Source organism: Herbiconiux sp. A18JL235, assembly GCF_040939305.1.
GTDB lineage: Bacteria > Actinomycetota > Actinomycetes > Actinomycetales > Microbacteriaceae > Herbiconiux.
Genome location: NZ_CP162511.1, coordinates 909,481 through 925,968 on the forward strand (window position 1 = coordinate 909,481; position 16,488 = coordinate 925,968).

Annotated in this window: 19 protein-coding genes; 8 read left to right on the forward strand and 11 right to left on the reverse strand. The window is 72.3% G+C overall.

Annotated features, from left to right (window positions below):
- Positions 1–13: 13 nt before the first annotated feature.
- The 5 genes from ABFY20_RS04205 to ABFY20_RS04225 are packed head-to-tail and all read left to right on the forward strand — an operon-like array spanning position 14 to position 5,092.
- Complete coding sequence (locus tag ABFY20_RS04205) at positions 14–1,243, forward strand: multidrug effflux MFS transporter (RefSeq protein ID WP_368498690.1); 1,230 nt, start codon at positions 14–16, stop codon at positions 1,241–1,243.
- Positions 1,244–1,293: 50 nt separating this feature from the next.
- Positions 1,294–2,031: a phosphatase PAP2 family protein gene (locus tag ABFY20_RS04210; protein ID WP_368498691.1), complete on the forward strand. Its 738-nt coding sequence runs from the start codon at positions 1,294–1,296 to the stop codon at positions 2,029–2,031.
- A 16-nt stretch (positions 2,032–2,047) separates the two neighbouring features.
- On the forward strand, positions 2,048–3,322 hold the full coding sequence (locus ABFY20_RS04215) for a saccharopine dehydrogenase C-terminal domain-containing protein (RefSeq protein WP_368498692.1): 1,275 nt from the start codon (positions 2,048–2,050) through the stop codon (positions 3,320–3,322).
- Positions 3,323–3,324: 2 nt separating this feature from the next.
- Entirely contained in the window at positions 3,325–4,482 is a 1,158-nt protein-coding gene (gene menC / locus ABFY20_RS04220; RefSeq protein WP_368498693.1) for an o-succinylbenzoate synthase, read from the forward strand.
- The gene (locus ABFY20_RS04225; protein WP_368498694.1) at positions 4,475–5,092 is read left to right on the forward strand and encodes an N-acetyltransferase family protein; all 618 of its coding nucleotides are present in this window, start codon (positions 4,475–4,477) and stop codon (positions 5,090–5,092) included. The genes menC and ABFY20_RS04225 overlap by 8 nt, the downstream gene beginning before the upstream one ends.
- A 117-nt stretch (positions 5,093–5,209) precedes the next feature.
- Here the strand turns inward: ABFY20_RS04225 and ABFY20_RS04230 are convergent, their stop codons facing one another.
- The gene (locus ABFY20_RS04230; RefSeq protein WP_368498695.1) at positions 5,210–5,536 is read right to left on the reverse strand and encodes a hypothetical protein; all 327 of its coding nucleotides are present in this window, start codon (positions 5,534–5,536) and stop codon (positions 5,210–5,212) included.
- A 125-nt stretch (positions 5,537–5,661) separates the two neighbouring features.
- Complete coding sequence (locus ABFY20_RS04235) at positions 5,662–6,348, reverse strand: DJ-1/PfpI family protein (RefSeq protein ID WP_368498696.1); 687 nt, start codon at positions 6,346–6,348, stop codon at positions 5,662–5,664.
- 94 nt (positions 6,349–6,442) lie between these two features.
- On the opposite strand from ABFY20_RS04235, the gene ABFY20_RS04240 reads away from it, so the two are divergent.
- Positions 6,443–7,384, forward strand: a complete 942-nt coding sequence (locus ABFY20_RS04240; RefSeq protein WP_368498697.1) for a GlxA family transcriptional regulator — start codon at positions 6,443–6,445, stop codon at positions 7,382–7,384.
- Positions 7,385–7,410: 26 nt separating this feature from the next.
- On the opposite strand, the gene ABFY20_RS04245 is transcribed toward ABFY20_RS04240, so the two are convergent.
- The 9 genes from ABFY20_RS04245 to ABFY20_RS04285 all read right to left on the reverse strand — a co-directional run bounded on the left by ABFY20_RS04245 (position 7,411) and on the right by ABFY20_RS04285 (position 15,181).
- The gene (locus ABFY20_RS04245; RefSeq protein WP_368498698.1) at positions 7,411–8,358 is read right to left on the reverse strand and encodes an ATP-grasp fold amidoligase family protein; all 948 of its coding nucleotides are present in this window, start codon (positions 8,356–8,358) and stop codon (positions 7,411–7,413) included.
- Positions 8,355–9,194, reverse strand: a complete 840-nt coding sequence (locus ABFY20_RS04250; protein ID WP_368498699.1) for a glycosyltransferase family 2 protein — start codon at positions 9,192–9,194, stop codon at positions 8,355–8,357. Before ABFY20_RS04250 ends, ABFY20_RS04245 begins: the two co-directional genes overlap by 4 nt.
- Positions 9,191–10,318 carry a glycosyltransferase gene (locus ABFY20_RS04255; protein WP_368498700.1) on the reverse strand — a complete coding sequence of 376 codons (1,128 nt, stop codon included), beginning with the start codon at positions 10,316–10,318 and terminating at the stop codon, positions 9,191–9,193. Before ABFY20_RS04255 ends, ABFY20_RS04250 begins: the two co-directional genes overlap by 4 nt.
- Positions 10,315–11,388 (reverse strand): glycosyltransferase, encoded by a 1,074-nt coding sequence (locus tag ABFY20_RS04260; RefSeq protein ID WP_368498701.1) that lies wholly within the window; start codon positions 11,386–11,388, stop codon positions 10,315–10,317. The genes ABFY20_RS04255 and ABFY20_RS04260 overlap by 4 nt, the downstream gene beginning before the upstream one ends.
- Positions 11,385–12,596, reverse strand: a complete 1,212-nt coding sequence (locus tag ABFY20_RS04265) for a glycosyltransferase family 1 protein (protein WP_368498702.1) — start codon at positions 12,594–12,596, stop codon at positions 11,385–11,387. Before ABFY20_RS04265 ends, ABFY20_RS04260 begins: the two co-directional genes overlap by 4 nt.
- Positions 12,597–12,738: 142 nt before the next feature.
- Positions 12,739–13,443 (reverse strand): esterase/lipase family protein, encoded by a 705-nt coding sequence (locus tag ABFY20_RS04270; protein ID WP_368498703.1) that lies wholly within the window; start codon positions 13,441–13,443, stop codon positions 12,739–12,741.
- The gene (locus tag ABFY20_RS04275) at positions 13,440–14,273 is read right to left on the reverse strand and encodes an alpha/beta fold hydrolase (protein ID WP_368498704.1); all 834 of its coding nucleotides are present in this window, start codon (positions 14,271–14,273) and stop codon (positions 13,440–13,442) included. The genes ABFY20_RS04270 and ABFY20_RS04275 overlap by 4 nt, the downstream gene beginning before the upstream one ends.
- A 113-nt stretch (positions 14,274–14,386) precedes the next feature.
- The gene (locus tag ABFY20_RS04280) at positions 14,387–14,896 is read right to left on the reverse strand and encodes a GNAT family N-acetyltransferase (RefSeq protein ID WP_368498705.1); all 510 of its coding nucleotides are present in this window, start codon (positions 14,894–14,896) and stop codon (positions 14,387–14,389) included.
- Between the two features lie 36 nt (positions 14,897–14,932).
- Positions 14,933–15,181, reverse strand: coding sequence for a hypothetical protein (locus tag ABFY20_RS04285; RefSeq protein WP_368498706.1), 249 nt, complete (start codon positions 15,179–15,181; stop codon positions 14,933–14,935).
- A 116-nt stretch (positions 15,182–15,297) separates the two neighbouring features.
- On the opposite strand from ABFY20_RS04285, the gene ABFY20_RS04290 reads away from it, so the two are divergent.
- On the forward strand, positions 15,298–15,795 hold the full coding sequence (locus ABFY20_RS04290) for a hypothetical protein (protein WP_368498707.1): 498 nt from the start codon (positions 15,298–15,300) through the stop codon (positions 15,793–15,795).
- Between the two features lie 133 nt (positions 15,796–15,928).
- Complete coding sequence (locus tag ABFY20_RS04295) at positions 15,929–16,354, forward strand: hypothetical protein (protein WP_368498708.1); 426 nt, start codon at positions 15,929–15,931, stop codon at positions 16,352–16,354.
- Positions 16,355–16,488: the final 134 nt, after the last annotated feature.

Here is a 16,488-nt window from a genome sequence, read left to right on the forward strand (position 1 = left end):
CCGTTCTCCCTCCGTGACTACCGTCGTGCATCCCGGTGACTCGCTCACCCTGCGCCAGCGCCTGCTCTACATCGTCATCCTCGGCGCCCTCACCGCGCTGGGCCCGTTCACCATCGACCTCTACCTCCCCGCGTTCCCGACCCTCGAGGCCGACTTCGACGTGCCGGCGGCGATGATCCAGCTCACCCTCACCGGCACGACGGTGGGCTTCGCGCTGGGGCAACTCGTGATGGGGCCGCTGAGCGACCGCATCGGCCGGCGCACCCCCATCCTGGTCGCCACCGCGGTGCACGTGGTGGCCTGTGTGGGCGCGGCCGTGGCCCCCGAGATCTGGAGCCTCGGGGTGTTCCGCGTGCTGCAGGGAATGGGGGCCGCGGCGGGAGCGGTGGTCGCGATGGCCATGGTGCGCGACCTGTTCGGCGGCCGGCCGCTGGTGCTGATGCTGTCCCGGCTCGCCCTGGTGTCGGGCCTCGCCCCCATCCTCGCCCCGCTCATCGGCTCGCAGCTGCTGCTGGTCGTCGACTGGCGGGGCATCTTCTGGGTGCTCGCCGCCTACGGCGCGATCGTGATCGCCGTCGTCGCCCTCGGCATCAGGGAGACCCTCCCTCCCGAACGCCGCCACGACGCCGGCCACGCCACCGCCCGGCAGCGCTACCGCGCCGTGCTCACCGACCCGGTGTTCGTCGGCGTCGCCCTCATCGGCGGCATGACCTTCTCGGGGTTGTTCGCCTACCTCTCGGCGAGCTCGTTCCTCTTCCAGCAGGTCTACGGCTTCGACCCGCAGCAGTACGGTGTGCTCTTCGCGGTCAACTCCCTCGGCGTGGTGGGAGGCGTTCAGCTCAGCTCGCGGCTCACCCGCTGGTTCGGCCCGCAGTGGATCATCGCGGTCTCCACCGTGATGCTGCTCGCCATGGCCGGGCTGATCGTGTTGTTCAGCGAGCTCGAGGTGGGCCTCTGGGGAACGCTGGTGCCGCTGTGGCTGTTCATCTTCGCCTGCGGCCTCACCTTCCCGTGCGTGCAGGTGCTCGCCCTGAACGATCACGGGCACGAGGCCGGCACCGCCGCGTCGCTGCTCGGGGCGGTGAACTTCGGCCTCGCCGGCCTCATCTCGCCCCTCGTGGGCGTGCTCGGCATCGGCAGCGCCGTGCCGATGGCGGCAGTGATGGCGGGAACGGCCGTGGTGAGCATCCTCTCGCTCTGGCTCGTCGTGCGGCCGTGGCGGGTGCCCGAACTCGCGAGATGACGCGGATGCGGGGGCGGGCGGTCGCGGGCACGTCGCGGTAGTCTCGCGAGATGTCGACCACCCCGCCCCCGCCTCCCGTCGAGCACGGGGAACCGCTGCCGCCCGACGCGCCGACCCCCTACAAGGTCGCGCGGTTCTGGCCCGTGGTCTCGGGCGCCGTGGCGCTGGTGTTCGCCCTCGTCATCGGGGCCGTGGTGCTGCTGCGCGAGCAGGGGCTGCCGTTCGCGTTCGACGCCGAGTGGATGGAGGAGATCGTCGAGCACCGCGCCCCGTTCTGGGAGGTGCCGTCGCTCGTCATGAACTACCTCGGCGGCGGAGTGGTCGCGGTGTTCGTGGTGCCCATCATCGTGATCGTCGGCCTGCTGCTGTTCCGGCGCCCCTGGGCAGCGCTGTACTTCACCATCTCCATCATCGTGAGCGCCGCGCTCGTGCAGCTGCTGAAGACCGTGGTGGGGAGGCCCCGCCCCGAAGACATCCTCGTCGTCTCCGACTTCGGGTCGTTCCCGTCGGGCCACTCGGCGAACGCCGCGACCATCGCCGTGACGTTCGGCATCATCTTCACCCGGGTCTGGATCTGGGTGGCCGGCTCGGTCTACACCCTCCTCATGATGGCGAGCCGCACCTACCTCGGGGCGCACTGGGTGAGCGATACCATCGGCGGCCTGCTGCTCGGCGCCGCCGTCGCCGTGCTCATCTGGGCTCCCTTCGCCGCCAAGCTCTACCGGGAACGCGCGGCCGACCATCGGCCGGTCTGGATGCGCGGCGGGCGTTCCGCAATCAGACCCTGACCGGTAACGTCGACCCATGAGAATTCTCCTTGTGGGCGCCGGCGGAGTGGGCGACGCCATCGCGAAGATCGCTGCTCGACGTTCCTTCTACGAGCAGATCGTCGTGACCGACTACGACGTCAGTCGAGCCGAGCGCACGGTCGCCTGGATCGCCGAGCGGCACGGCGCCGATGTCGCTGCCCGGTTCGCGGCCGACAGCATCGACGCCTCCGACCCCGACAGTGTAGCCGCCGTCGCCACGAAGCACGGCTCCACCCACGTGATGAACGCGGTCGAGCCGAAGTTCGTGCCCACCATCTTCGCGGGGGCGCTCGCCGCGGGGGCCGACTACCTCGACATGGCGATGAGCCTGTCGGAGCCGCACCCCGTGCATCCGTACACCGAGACCGGCGTGAAGCTCGGCGACGACCAGTTCGCCCAGGCCGCCGACTGGGAGACGCAGGGGCGGCTCGCTCTCGTGGGCATGGGCGTCGAGCCCGGTCTCAGCGACGTGTTCGCGCGCTACGCCGCCGACCACCTGTTCAGCGAGATCGACGAGCTCGGCACCCGCGACGGTGCCAACCTGGTGGTGCGCGACTCCGACGGCAATGAGATCTTCGCGCCATCGTTCTCCATCTGGACGACGATCGAGGAGTGCCTCAACCCGCCCGTCATCTGGGAGAAGGACACGGGCTGGTTCACCACGCCGCCGTTCTCGGAGCCGGAGGTGTTCACCTTCCCCGAGGGCATCGGCGACGTCGAGTGCGTGAACGTGGAGCACGAGGAGGTGCTGCTCATGCCGCGCTGGGTCGACGCGAAGCGCGTGACCTTCAAGTACGGGCTCGGCGAGGAGTTCATCGGCATCTTGAAGACGCTGCACCAGCTCGGCCTCGACAAGACCACACCGTTGCGGGTGCGCTCGGCGAACGGGCCGGTCGAGGTGGCACCGCGCGACGTGGTGGCGGCAGGGCTGCCCGACCCCGCGACCCTCGGCCCCTTCATGACGGGGAAGACCTGTGCCGGGCTGTGGGTGACCGGCACGGGTACCGACGGAAAGCCGCGCGAGGTGTACCTCTACCATGTGAGCGACAACGAGTGGACGATGGCCGAGTACGAGTCGCAGTGCGTGGTGTGGCAGACGGCGCTCAACCCGGTCGTCGCCCTCGAGCTGCTGGCCGCCGGTACCTGGTCGGGGAGCGGCGTGCTCGGGCCGGAGGCGTTCGACGCCGAGCCGTTCCTCGAACTCATGGCGCGGCCGGAGGCCGAGGGCGGGTACGGGCAGGCCTGGGGGCTCGAAGACCGGCTGGCCTGATCATGACGGTGCCCGAGGAGTGTTCAGCCCTTCCCGCGCTCGACCCGGTCGAGCTCGAGGCGGTGGAGCTGCATCGCGTGGCGATGCCCCTGGTGCGACCGTTCGAGACGAGCTTCGGGCGCCAGTACGTGCGCGACGTGCTGCTGGTGCGGGTGCTCACCTCCTCGGGTGAGGGGTGGGGCGAGTGCGTGGCGATGACCGACCCGGTGTACTCCAGCGAGTACGTGGAGGGCGCCGCCGAGGTGCTCGCGCGCTACCTCGCACCGGCGCTGCTCGGGGTGCGCACGCTCGGCGCCGTCGACGTGGGTGCCGCGCTCGGCTTCGTGATCGGGCACCGGATGGCGAAGGCGGCGCTCGAGACCGCAGTGCTCGACGCACAGACGCGGGCGGCGGGAATGAGTTTCGGCGAGTACTTCGGGGCGGTGCGCCCCGAAGTCGAGTGCGGTGTGTCGGTGGGCATCTCGGCCTCCGTCGACGACCTCCTCGAGGAGGTCGCGTCGTACCGCGACGCGGGCTACCGTCGCATCAAGCTCAAGATCAAGCCCGGGTGGGACCTCGAACCCGTGGCGGCGGTGCGGTCGCTGCTCGGCCCCGGTGCGCTGCTGCAGGTCGACGCGAACGCCGCCTACACGGTCGACGACATCGACCATCTGCGGCAGCTCGACGACTTCGGGTTGCTGCTCATCGAGCAGCCCTTCGTCGAGGACGACATCGCCGGCCACGTCGCGCTCGCCGCGGCCATCGACACCCCGGTGTGCCTCGACGAGTCGATCACCTCGGCCGAGGTGGCGATCGACGCGATCGCCCGCGACGCGACGTCGATCGTCAACATCAAGGCGGGCCGCGTCGGCGGCTACCTCGAAGCCGTGCGCGTTCACGACGTGTGCCGGGCCCGCGACGTGCCGGTGTGGTGCGGTGGGATGCTCGAGACCGGGGTGGGGAGGGCGGCCAACGTGGCCCTGGCGGCGCTGCCGGGCTTCACCTTGCCGGGCGACACCTCGGGGTCTGACAGGTACTTCGCCGAAGACCTGACCGAGTCGTTCGTGCTGGTCGAGGGGCGTCTGGCCGTGCCGACCGGGCCGGGCTCGGGTGTGACGGTGCGCGACGAGCTGCTCGAGGAGTGGCGCTCGCGGCCCGTGCGGCAGCTCGGGCATGTCTGAGCGTCGCGCACGGGCAGCGGGGGCGGGCGCGGGTGCTGAGGTGCGCATCCGGAGCGCCTCTGCGGCGGCCCCCGACCGCGAGGCGATCGCGGGCATCTGCATCGCCACCGGCGACGCGGGAACGGATGCGCGGGCGAGCGGCCTCGGGGAACCGGCGCTCGGCGCCCTGGTCGCCCGGTATGCGACCTGCTACCTCGACCTCGAACCGGCGTTCGCCGTGGTGGCGGAGCTGGATGGTCGGGTGCTCGGCTACGCGCTCGGCGCGCTCGACACTGCCGACTTCGCGACGCGGTTCGAGCAGCTCGACGACCACTCGCTCACGGCCGCGGAGCGGCGTGAGCACGCGCGCGGCCTGCGTGTGCCTGAGGCGGAGCGCTTTCCTTCGCACCTCCACGTCGACCTGCTGCCCGAGGCGCAGGGTCGAGGGCTCGGGCGTAGGCTCGTCGACGAGGTGCACGGGCGTCTCGCCGTCGCGGGGTCGCGGGGTGTGCACCTCGGTGTCGACCCACGGAACACCGTAGCGCTCGCGTTCTACCCGCGTGTCGGCTTCGCGCGAGCGCGCGAGGAGCCCGAGGTGGTGATCTTCACCCGCCCGCTGCCGGCCGCCTGATCGCGGCCCCGCCGCGACAAGGCTCGCGCGCCGCACCCGCAGGGCACCCGCAGGCGCACCCGCTCCCGCACGCGCACCCGCACGCGCACCCGCTCCCACACGGGCACCCGCTCCCGCTCAGCGGGTGCTCCGGGCGACGCGGGTTCCGCTGACGGAGGAGCGCGGCAGCCGGCCGGCGCGAGAGTGGCCGGTCATCGTGTCGCCCGTCACGACGACGTCGAAGTCGAGGTGGAGCCGGAGGGGCTTCGTGATCGACTGGCGCCAGGTGACCCGCTCTCCACCGTCGACGGCGCTCGTCGCGATGTCGAGCAGCTCGACCGTCTCGTCGGTGCCGATTGCGGTTCCGCGGAGCGCCTCCCCGCCGGCGATGAAGGTGAGATCGGCACGGATGCTGCCGATCGGTGTGCGCATGGTCAGGGCCCAGGTGCCGGGGAGGGTGCTCATCGTCGGTCGCTTTCGGTTGGGGAGTGGGCGAGGGGAGAGGGTCAGGTTCAGGGGTGACAACGGCAGGGGTGACAACGGCAGGGGTGAGCCGGACGGAACCCCGGACACCGCACGGCCCGGCCCCGTCAGAACGCAACCGGCACGGGCCCGCGAGGCGCCCACACGGTGCCACGCCGTTCGTACTGGAAGAGCTGCTCGACGGCGTGCGCGATCCGCGGGCCGGTCTCGCGCTCGAGCAGATAGAGCGCGAGATCGAGGCCCGACGTCACCCCGCCGGAGGTGACGAGGTCGCCGTCGTCGACGACGCGGGCGTCGACGACCGTCACGCCCGTGGCCTCGAGCATGTCGAGCCCGAGCCGGTGGGTAACGGCGGTGCGCCCCTCGAGCAGCCCCGCCATGGCGAGGGCGAGCGAGCCGCCGCAGACGGTGGCGACGAGAGTGTGCGGCGCGTCGAGGCACCGCCGCATCAACTCGGGGAAGGGCGTGCCCCCGAGCCTCGCGATCAGCACCGGAATGGTGACGACCTCGTCGGGGTCGCCGTCGACGGGTCCGGAGGCGCCGGGCACCACGACGATGCCCGGCGCCTCCGGGTGCAGGGTGTCGGTGGCCTCCAGGTGCAGGCCCCGGGTTCCGCTCCGCACGGGGCCCGGTGCGTCGAGGCTCACCAGGCGCACGTCGAGACCACCCGACAGTGCGTCGGAGCCCGCGGCGAAGACCTCGAAGGGCGCGATCACGTCGAGTGGATCGAACCCGTCGAACAGGATGATCTGAACGAGTGGAACGGCCGTGGCAGGGCCTTCACCTGGATGCATACCCGAACGCTACGGAGAAGTGGATGCTGTCGGCCAGTGGCCGATCTGCCAGTTACCGTTACGATTCCGCCAGCCCCGCACCTAGACTTCCCCCATGCATCAGGTCGCCGTGCTCGCCCTCGACGGGGTGATCGCCTTCGACCTGGCCACCCCCATCGAGGTCTTCTCCCGCACCCTCGACGAGCAGGGCGAGCAGCTCTACGCCGTCACGGTGGCAGGGCCTTCGCGAACGGCGTCGGCCGGCCCGATCGACATCTCGGTGCGGGAGGGTCTCGACGGCATCATGGGGGCCGACACGGTGATCGTCCCGGGCCGGGTCGAAGGCAGCCCGCCCCTCGACGCGGCGACCATCGCGGCGCTCAGGGCCGCCGCGGAGCGCGGCGCGCGCATCGCCTCGATCTGCGTCGGTGCCCTCGACCTCGCCGCCACGGGACTCCTCGACGGGCTGCGGGCGACGACCCACTGGCGGGCGGCCGGCCTCCTCGCCGACCGTCACCCCGAGGTCGAGGTCACCCCGGCTGCCCTGTTCGTCGACAACGGGAGGGTGCTCACCTCCGCCGGGGCCTCGGCGGGAATCGACCTCTGCCTCCATCTCGTCGCCCGCGACCACGGTGGCGCCGTGGCCGCCGACGCCGCCAGGGCGGCGGTGATGCCGCTCACACGAGACGGCGACCAAGCTCAGTTCGTGCGCGACGACACCCTGGGCGGCACCGGCATCGAGGCGACACTGCGCTGGATCGAGCAGCACGCGCACGAACCGATCACCGTCGACGACATCGCCCGGCACGCGACGGTGAGCACCCGCACCCTCCACCGCCGCTTCAGCGAGGAGACCGGCATGAGCCCGAGCGCCTGGGTCGTTCGCGCCCGCGTGCGACGCGCCCAGCAGCTGCTCGAGACCACCGACCGTCCCGTCGATCGCGTCGCCGCCGAGTCGGGCCTCGGGTCGGCGGCGAACCTGAGGAAGCACTTCGCCGCGGTCGTCGGCACGACGCCTACCCGCTACCGCACGGCTCTCACCGCGCGGCACCGCTGAACCCCCCCCGCCATCGCCCCCACGTGTCAGCGATAGCGGCGCGGCACCGTCCAGTGGCGCCCGAACTGGATGTCGAACCAGGCGGGGTGGAAAGGGCTGTCGCCCCCGGCGGGGTAGCTCGTCAGCTCGCCGAAGACGATGCGGTCGGGGAGGAGGTAGAGGTCGACGCGCACGAAATCGGTGTCCTCGCCGAGGCGCTCGGCGAGTGCGATCAGGGTGTCGAGGCGGTCGGGGCGAGGGTGCGGGGGGTCGGCCCAGGGCGGTCCGCCACTCAGCGGGAGGTGCTCCCAGTCGGGCGTGTAGAAATCCTGCGTGCGGCCGGCGAACCGGGCGGTGTCGACCTGGATGAACCGGCAGCGGCCGTGGAAGACGAACAGCTTGACGTCGTCGGGGATGCCGCCGCCCTCATCCGTCAGCATCTCCTCGACCAGGATGCGCGGGGGAACGTGACCATAGGCCCACTCGCGGTTCGGTCCCTGTCCGTACAACTGCGACGACCAATGGGCTCCGATCGCGGCCAGATGACCGCCGTCGACGGCTTCGGGCCGCACGTGCCGGTAGACCCAACTCCACCTGGCCTCGGGCAGCTCGGCACCGGCGGGCGCGTCGGGGCTCACCACGATGGCGGCGCCGCTGCCGTGGGTCGGCTTCACCACGAAGCGGTCGGGCAGCCGGAGTTCGCGTAGCCGCACCGGATCGTCGACGACCGCGAACGCGTGCGGCAGGTGTTCGGGCCCGATGCGGGCGGCGACGTAGTCGCGCACCGCGGCCTTGTCAGCGAAGGTCACGAGCAACGGCCGGTGGTCGCGCAGCATCTTGTACCGCACCTTCTCGGTGAAGGTGACCGGCTGTCGGGTGCGCCAGAGCCGCCACAGCCGCACCCAGCGGCTCCGTTCCCGCGGCTTCACCCGGGGATCGGCGCGGATGCCGGCGCGCACGTGGGCGCGGGTTCCGGGCCGCGCGTCGCCCCTCACGCGGCGTCGGCGACGAGCCGCCGCCGGTAGCCGTCGGCGTCGCGCTCGATGAGTCCGTCGCGCTCGAACCGGTCGAGCCAGCCCTGCATCGGCCAGCTGCCCCAGCGGTCGTGGAAGGTGCGCGCGTTGCGCAGGATGTCGTCGAGGTGCTCGACGGGCGGGCTGGTCACGGGGTGGTGCTGGTGGTACGCGCGGGCGGCGCCGATCCAGGCCAGCTGCACACCGCGCATCCGCGCCGTGAAGGCGATGTCGGTGTCTTCGCCCCCGTAGCCGGAGTAACCCTCGTGGAATCCGCCGATCCGCCGCCACACCTCGTCGGTGAGCGCGAACGAGAGCGACCAGAACAGCTCGTGCGGCCCGCCGAGCTCCACCTCGCCCGGCGCGGGTGACGGCCGGGCGGCGTGCGGGCTGTCGAGGGCCGGCAGCTCGTCGAGCCGGTACCCGCCGGGGCCGGGCGCGGGAAGGTAGGTGACCGGCCCGCAGAGCAGCCGGTCGGCGGTGGCCGGATGCTCGGCGGCAGCCACGTAGGCATCGATCGCCCCGGGCGCGGGTACGCAGTCGACGTCGAGGAAGACGAAGGTCGATGCACCGTGCAGGGTGGCGGTGGCGGCGCCCACATTGCGTGCCCGGGCGAGCGGAAGCGTGCGGGAAGCCGGCACGTGCCTCACCACCACGTCGGGGTGGTGGAGCGCCGGCAGCGCCTCGAGCCCCGGGTCCCCCATCGCGACCACGACATGGAGGAACGGATGCGCGCCCGGCCGGGCGAGCGCCTCCCGCTGGAGGGTCAGGTGGTCGTGGCGGCCGCGCACCACGGTGATGACGGCGGTGCGGGTCATGAGGCGAGCTCCAGGGACGGGCCGTCGCCGGCCGCGGTGGCGGGCGGTGGGGTGTCGGAGGCGCGCGCTCCGAGTGGCTCGGCTGCCGCGCCCGCCCCGCTCGTCGCGCCCGCTCCACCCGCCGAGACCGCCGCGATCGCAGCCGCGGCCCGGGAGGCGCCACGGCCGTCGTTCCAGCTTCGCCACGCCGAACCGTCGCTCTCGCAGGCCTGCGTGAGCAGCTCGCCCCAGTCGGCCGAGTCGAAGCTCTCGGCGACGACGGCCGGCCAGGCGCCCGCCTCGAGCACGGCGGCGGTATGGCGCTGCTCGTCGTGGGGGCGGCGCTGCGGGATGACGACCGCCGGCCGCCGGGCCGCCGACACGTCGGCGATCGCGCCCTGACCGGCGTGGGTGACCACGACGTCGGTGCGGCGCAGCAGCGGCCACGGGTCGTCGACCCAGGAGGCGTCGCCGCCGACGAGGGTCCAGTCCCATCCGGGCGCGACGCGACGGGCCCGCTCGAGCGACTCGTCGGAGACCCCGCCCCCGCCCCGCCCGTTCAGCACGAGCACGCGCGGCCTCCGCTTCGGCGCCGTGGTGGGGTGGGGCTGAGCGTGCCGACCGGCTGCGGTCGCGAAGCGCGAGATGGCACCGACCGGAAGATGCCGCGACCGCGCCGCATCGTCGAGCCCCTCGAGCATCCCGGCGGCCCCCGCCGGCCACGCGGAGAGGATGAGGCTCGACGCGGCGAAACCCAGCCGGTGGGCCTCGTCGTCGCGCCGGCCCGGCAGGGCGAACGACACCACGGGCACACCGTGCAGCCGCGCGAGCAGCGCGACCTCGATCGAGACGTCCGAGACGACAGCCGTCGGGCCGGCACGGTTGATCCACGACGCGATGCGCGCCATCCGCCGCCGCAGCCCCTCGTGGCGCAGCGGCACCCAGTGCAGCCGGCCATCCGCATCCGTCGTCGCCCGGTCCACCGGCTCGGTGTCGTCGAGCGGCAGCTGCACCCACGGGCCGCGCCAGCCGGCGGGTCTCGGCAGCGACGACAGACCCGTCACCGGCTCGTCGAGCTGAGCGGCGATCGCCGTCGCCCGCACGGCGTGGCCCTGGCCCACGTGGTGCACGTAGTACCCGATCATGCGGCGCGCTCCAGCGCGATCGACTCCTCGTACAGAAGCTCGTACCGCTCCACCATCGCGCCGATCGAGCAGGTGCGCAGAGCGTGGAGGCGCACCGCGTCGCGGGGGAGCGCCGAGGCCTCCACGAGGGCGACGGCGAGCGACTCCACGTCGTCGGGGGCGGCGAGCCGCCCGCTGTCGACCGAGACGATCTCGGGCAGCGCGCCGCGGGCGAACGCCGCCACCGGCGTGCCCGTCGACATCGATTCCGCCGCCACCAGCCCGTACGGCTCCTCCCAGGTCGGGGTGACCGCCGTCACCGCCGCCCGCCCCACATGGTGCGCCAGTTCCCGCGACCCGAGGTGGCCGAGGTACCGGATGCGCTCGTCGAGGTGCGGTTCGATGTGCTCGGCGAAATACGCCCGGTCGAACACCGGGCCCGCGAGATCGAGCCGCAGCCCGGCCAGCTTCGCCGCCGTGATCGCGAGGTGGGGTGCCTTCTCGGCCACCAGCCTGCCGAACCAGATCGCCGCGTCGCCACCGGGGCCCGGCCGCCAACGTGCCGTGTCGACCCCGTTCAGGATGACGGAGGCGGAGGTGCTCCCTCTCCACTGCCTGGCCGTGAACCGGCTCACAGCGACGCACCTCGCCGACGGGGTGAGACGCATCGCCGACTCCAGCCACGGCGTGGGCGGGGTGTGCAGCGTCGTCACCATCGGGATGTCGAGGGTCTCTGACATGGCCACCGGCAGGTGATGAAGGCTGTTGTTGTGCACGACGTCGAAGCGCGAGCCGCCCGAGCGGGCCAGCTCGAGCATGAGTCCGAGGTAGGCGTGGTGCTCCTGCATCCAGTGCTCGGGGGGCGCCGCCACATCAGACCGCGCGGTCTCCGACGAGCTGAACGGATGCACGGGAAGGGTCGTCGCCGAGAGCGCCGGGTCGGTTCCCGCCGAGGCGAACAGCGTCACCTCGTGGCCGCGGGCCGTGAGTTCCCGGGCGAGGGCGTGGGTGTGGGCCTCGAGGCCGCCCGCGAACGGCTCGGCGATGGGGAAACGGCTCGACGCGATGAGGCAGACCCGCAACCCCCTCACTGCAGCAGCCCGCGGTAGAGGGCGAGGTGCGCGGAGGCGACGTTGTCTCGTTGGCGGGCACGCGCATCCGGACTCGCGGGCTGCGGCGGGGGTGCGCTCGCCGCGGCACGCACAGCGCGCGCGAGTGACTGTTCGTCGAGGCCCGACTCGTCGTGGTGGTACGAGTGCACCGGGCCCTGGTCGGCGTAGTAGCCGCAGTCAGGGGCGACCACCGCGGTGCCGAGGTCGCGGCAGGCCTCGAGCCAGCCCGAGTGGGTGCCGAAGCGGTAGGGCAGCACCGACACATCGAGTGAGTCGAGGTAGGCCCACAGCTCGTCGTCGGTGAAGAAGTCGTGAACGTGCAGCTCGAGCGCCCCTTCCTCCTCGCGCCGGCGAAGGAGCCCCGCCAGTTCGGGGTCGAAGCGGGAGCCGGCGGCGTCGAGCACGTCGGAGTGGCCGTCGACCTGCAGCACCGCACCGGGGATGCCGTCGAGGGCCTCCACCAGCGCCTCGATCACCGGGCCCGGGTTCATGCTGGCGCGAAGGCTCTTCACGTGCACGCCCACCCGCACCGGCCGGAGGCGCCCGGGCGAAGGCGAGGGCGAAGCGGGTGCATCGGGGTTCAGCCGCCCCGCCTGACGTTCCCGCATCGTCTCGAGATCGACGACGTGCGGATGCGGCAGCACCGTCGCGTGGCGCCCCCAGCGACGCTCGATCTCGGCGGCCGCACCCGAGGTCAGGGTGATGAGGGCGTCGGCGGCGGGGATGAGCACATCCAGCTGCGCGTCGTGCTCACGGCGGTCGGGGTGGTGCGGGTTGCGCAGGTCGTGCACCGTGTAGACGAAGGGCTTGCGGTGCAGGCGCAGCGCCTCGGTCAGCTCGCGCAGCTCGTCGGGGGTGCGGGCGTCGAAGCCGAACTGCAGGTGGAACACGTCGAACTCGTCGGCGTGCTCGTGCACCCACTCCGCCTGCAGCATGGCCGGGGGCCACCAGCGCTCGACAGCCGAGCGGCGCGGGTCGTCGGGGTGGGGGTCGGGGAGGCGGTGCACGGGGGCGGTTTCGCGAGCGGTCGCCGTCTCGGGTTCTCCCGGGCCGCCGTCGACGGGGGAGAGGTGCCGCACGTACACGTGACCGGAGGGCACCGATGCGACCCTGATCGTCTCACGCCTCGGGGCGTGCCCGGAGTCGAGAAGAGCGGATGCGGAGGGTCGGCGGGCGATATCGGTCACTCTCCCAGTGAACGGCTCCCAGAGGAGTTCGCACCGGCCTTGACACGGTGGATCATCGTGGCATGCTTGTCGGTCGTTCACGGAGGGCGCGCATCCGTTCTGCCCCGGCGCCGGTGAGGACGGAAGGAGCCATGACTCCACCTCAGTGGTCGCAGTTCCTAGCGGAGGGCCGCGCCGCCTCGGTGGTGACGATGTCGATCGCCCGCCGGTCGCGCAGCACGTCGAAGTGCCCGCCCGACGGCAGCCGCACGTTGTGGGCTCCGGGCAGTTCGCTGCCCTCGGGAACGATCGGGTCGAAGCTGCTGAAGACCGACACGATGCGCTCGTTCACCAGGTCTTCGGAGGCGAGGAGGGCCGTGGTGGGGTCGTCGGCGCGGAAGGCGCGCAGCGTGCTGTTCGGCGCCCAGCGGGCGTATCGGCTGCCCGAGAACGGGGTGGCCACGGCGACCATGCGCACCAGACGGTGGTCGGGATCGAGCTTCAGCATGGCGTACTTGCCGATCAGCCCGCCCTTGCTGTGGGCGGCGATGAACACGTCGTCGAGGCCGCGGTCGGCGATGAAGCGGGCGACGAGCTCAGCGCTGTCGATCACCGGGCGGCGGTTGCAGTGCAGCGCGGAGACCACGTGCACCGGGTGCCCGCGACGGTGGAGGGCCTCGATCATGGGGCGCATGAAGTGCCACGTCTCGTACACGCCGGGCAGGGCGATGCAGGGGCGCTCGGTGCCCGAGGCGTAGCGCGCCGGGTCGATGCGGGAGGCCCAGCCGCCGAGCTGCAGGGCGGCGGCGACCACATAGTCCTTCGTGACGCCCTCGGCGAAGGCGCGGAGGCTGACGGGGGCGCTCATGCGCGGATGCCGCCGACCCGCAGGGCGAGGAACGCCTCGATCTCGCGCGCCACCCGCGGGGCGTCGGTGTGCTGCAGCACGTGGCCCGGGCCGTCGAGCTCGACGAGGGCGCCGTGCGCTGCACGGTGCGCGAGCTGCTCGCACCACTCGCGCCGGGCGATGGGGTCGTTGCTCCCGCGCAGCACGAGCACCGGGCCCTTCCACCCTGCGACGGTGTCTTCGAGACGGTAGTCGAGCATCCGTCTGAGGGCCGCACCGAAGCGACGTGGGCGGGTGCGCAGGTAGTCGGCGGCGATGAGGGCGACCGAGGTGGGCGTCTCGAAGAGGGTGTCGCGCAGCAGGTCGGCCGTCTGCTGCGCGGCGCTGCGCCGGCTCGGGTCGACGACGGGGGCGGCGAGCACCAGGCCCCGGATGCGAGGAACGGCTCCTCCACGCATGGAACCTCCGCGCACGGAACCTTCGTGCACGGTTTCTTTCCCCTCGGACTCGTGGCGCGCGGTCTCTCCCCGCACGGTCGCCTGCTCGCGGGCAGCCGCCTCGGCTGCGATCTGAGCGCCCATCGAGTGGCCGACGAGCACGGCGTCGGCGATGTCGTGCTCGCCGAGGGCGCGCAGCACGGCATCGGCGAGGTGCGGCACGGTGAGGTGCTGAGGCGGCGGGAGGGTTCCGTCGGGCATCCGGTGCCCCGCGAAGCCCGGGAGATCGAGGGTCAGCACCGACCCAGTGCGCCCGATCTCGGCGGCGAGCCGCCTGCTGTAGCGGTGCGACATCCCGATGCCGGGAACGATCACCACCGTGGGCGTGCGCCGCGTCGTCGTTCCCGCGCTCAAGTCGCCTCGTTGTTCCACCCTCTCCAGCCTGCACCCCTCCGCCGCCGCGGCCACGGGGTTGACACGGTCGGGCCTAGCTCGCGAGGCTCGGCAGCCCCACCATCGTCGCCGCCTCAGGGCCGCGGCATCGCGAGCCCCAGCACGATCCGCCTGGCCTCACCCGCGCCGTCGTCGTCGATGCGCGTCAGGCCGATCTTCTCGGCGACGCGCTGCGAGGCGCGGTTCTGCGGGTGGATGATCGCCACCACTCGATCGGCGGTCGTGTGCTGCCGCGCGAACTCGAGGCAGGCGGTCGCGGCCTCGGTTGCGTACCCACGGCCGTGGAGCTCGGCGCGCATGTGGTAGCCGACCTCGACGACGGGGGCGCCGCCGAGGTGCTGCACGGTGAGTCCGCAGTCGCCCACGAATCCGCCGTCGTGCGTCTCCACGATCCACAGCCCGAAGCCGAGGGTCTCGTAGTTGCGTCGGTTCCACGCGATCCAGGCGGACGCCTCGTCGCGGGACTTCGGGGCGGGGTAGTAGCGCATCACCTCGGCGTCACCCAGCAACCCGGCCATCGCATCCAGGTCGCGCTCCTCCATCTGCCGGAACCGCAGCCGCTCCGTCGCCTCGGGAACTCCCATCCTTCGACGCTAGCCCTCGTCGCGAGAGGCCGGCGTTCAGGCTCTCGAGGCGGGCGCCTCGACCTCGGCGACGCTCGAGGCTGTGTGGGTGGCAGACGGGTGGTGGGTGTGTCGTCCGGCGATCGCCCGGGCGATCTCGTTCAACGCCGCGATGATCGCGCCCACGAAGAGCGTCGTGGCGACGACGATCGACTTGAAGAGCGGCCCAGCCTCAGGGCTCATCACGACGAGCACCACCACGATCACGACTCCCAGCGCGTACGCCGCCCACGACATCTTCCCCATTCCCCGACGCTACAACCCTCCTCGACATAAGTCGACCACTACGGCGCCCCTGCGCATCCGATCGCCGGCGCCGTGGGACGATGAGCGCATCCACGCCGCGGCCGAAGGGAGCACCGATGGGGGTCGTCGAGGGTCGCACGGATGCTTGTGGTGACGACCACGGGAGGGTCGCGGGCATCGGCGGGCCGGATGACAATGGGCACGGGGCCGCGCTGCCGCATCTGAAGGCGACGCTGTTCGCAGCGTTGGCGGTCGGCGTCGTGTCCGCGGCGGGGTTCGCGATCGAGCTCATCCGCCGTACCCCGGCCGATGAGCGCGGCTTCATCGCCTTCGGAATCCTCGCTGCAGCCATGGTGGCCCTCGTCTTCGGCGGAGCAGCGTTGGTCGGCGGAGTGATCGCGTGGGCCATCACCTCGGCCCGGCCGACCTCGCGCGTGCGCCGCGCACTCCTCGGGGCGATCCTCACCGTCGCACCGGTCGCCGTCCTGGGTGGCGTGTGGGACCTCACCAGCCACACTGCTCCCTGGCTGACCGTGCTCGCCGCCGCCATCGCCGCCGCGGTCGCATCGGTGACGACCGCACTGCTCGTGGGGCGCAGGCCATCGGGGTCGTGACGAAGGGAGCATCCGTGTGGGTGCTGGACGCGCATCCGTCGTTCTGGGGCGGCTCCGGTAGTAAGAACTACCGGGTGCGCGGAGGCTGAGGTGACGGCGTCGATAGCGTGAGGGGGACGAGCGGGGGAGCAGGATGCAGGGGTCGAGGGCGATCGAGGACGCACGGGGCGGCCAGGGTGCAGGCGCGACGCGGCGGGCGGTGCTGAGGAGCGCGGCGTGGGCGGCGCCGGTCGTCGCGGTGGCGGCGGCGACTCCGCTGGCGGCGGCGAGCACCGCTCCGGGCGGCAGGCTCACCGTGACCAGCAGCGGCTACATGCCCTCGCAGGACTGGGGCGCCTTCGCGGGCATCGTCGCCAGCCCTCACTACGCCGGCGGGCTCACCGACGACATGATCGTGTTCTCCCACCCGGTCACCATCACTCGCTGGGTCGTGCTCGACGACGGCCGCGTGCTGCAGCTGTTCTTCATGCCCGACGACCGATCCCTCCCTGGCGTGCGCGCCACCTTCCTGGTGCCGGGTTACGCGCCACTCCCGTGGAGCTTCGGCTACCCCGAATGAGCTCGGCGCACGCCAGACCGCTGCGCCCGCGCACCGGTGCGACCGCGCCGGGCTGCGCCGGCCACGGCTGTCGAGGTCTCATGACGGCGACCTGTGCACTACCGACGGCCTACATCGGGTTCTGTGGATAATGC

Bases quoted from the DNA above. Each gene is read 5' to 3' on its own strand.
- ABFY20_RS04235 (WP_368498696.1), bottom strand. From the start codon at position 6,348: ATGCATCCAGGTGAAGGCCCTGCCACGGCCGTTCCACTCGTTCAGATC.
- ABFY20_RS04280 (WP_368498705.1), bottom strand. From the start codon at position 14,896: ATGGGAGTTCCCGAGGCGACGGAGCGGCTGCGGTTCCGGCAGATGGAG.
- ABFY20_RS04210 (WP_368498691.1), top strand. From the start codon at position 1,294: ATGTCGACCACCCCGCCCCCGCCTCCCGTCGAGCACGGGGAACCGCTG.
- menC (WP_368498693.1), top strand. From the start codon at position 3,325: ATGACGGTGCCCGAGGAGTGTTCAGCCCTTCCCGCGCTCGACCCGGTC.
- ABFY20_RS04285 (WP_368498706.1), bottom strand. From the start codon at position 15,181: ATGGGGAAGATGTCGTGGGCGGCGTACGCGCTGGGAGTCGTGATCGTG.
- ABFY20_RS04250 (WP_368498699.1), bottom strand. From the start codon at position 9,194: ATGACCCGCACCGCCGTCATCACCGTGGTGCGCGGCCGCCACGACCAC.
- ABFY20_RS04270 (WP_368498703.1), bottom strand. From the start codon at position 13,443: ATGAGCGCCCCCGTCAGCCTCCGCGCCTTCGCCGAGGGCGTCACGAAG.
- ABFY20_RS04225 (WP_368498694.1), top strand. From the start codon at position 4,475: ATGTCTGAGCGTCGCGCACGGGCAGCGGGGGCGGGCGCGGGTGCTGAG.
- ABFY20_RS04290 (WP_368498707.1), top strand. From the start codon at position 15,298: ATGGGGGTCGTCGAGGGTCGCACGGATGCTTGTGGTGACGACCACGGG.
- ABFY20_RS04230 (WP_368498695.1), bottom strand. From the start codon at position 5,536: ATGAGCACCCTCCCCGGCACCTGGGCCCTGACCATGCGCACACCGATC.
- ABFY20_RS04295 (WP_368498708.1), top strand. From the start codon at position 15,929: ATGCAGGGGTCGAGGGCGATCGAGGACGCACGGGGCGGCCAGGGTGCA.
- ABFY20_RS04255 (WP_368498700.1), bottom strand. From the start codon at position 10,318: ATGATCGGGTACTACGTGCACCACGTGGGCCAGGGCCACGCCGTGCGG.
- ABFY20_RS04240 (WP_368498697.1), top strand. From the start codon at position 6,443: ATGCATCAGGTCGCCGTGCTCGCCCTCGACGGGGTGATCGCCTTCGAC.
- ABFY20_RS04215 (WP_368498692.1), top strand. From the start codon at position 2,048: ATGAGAATTCTCCTTGTGGGCGCCGGCGGAGTGGGCGACGCCATCGCG.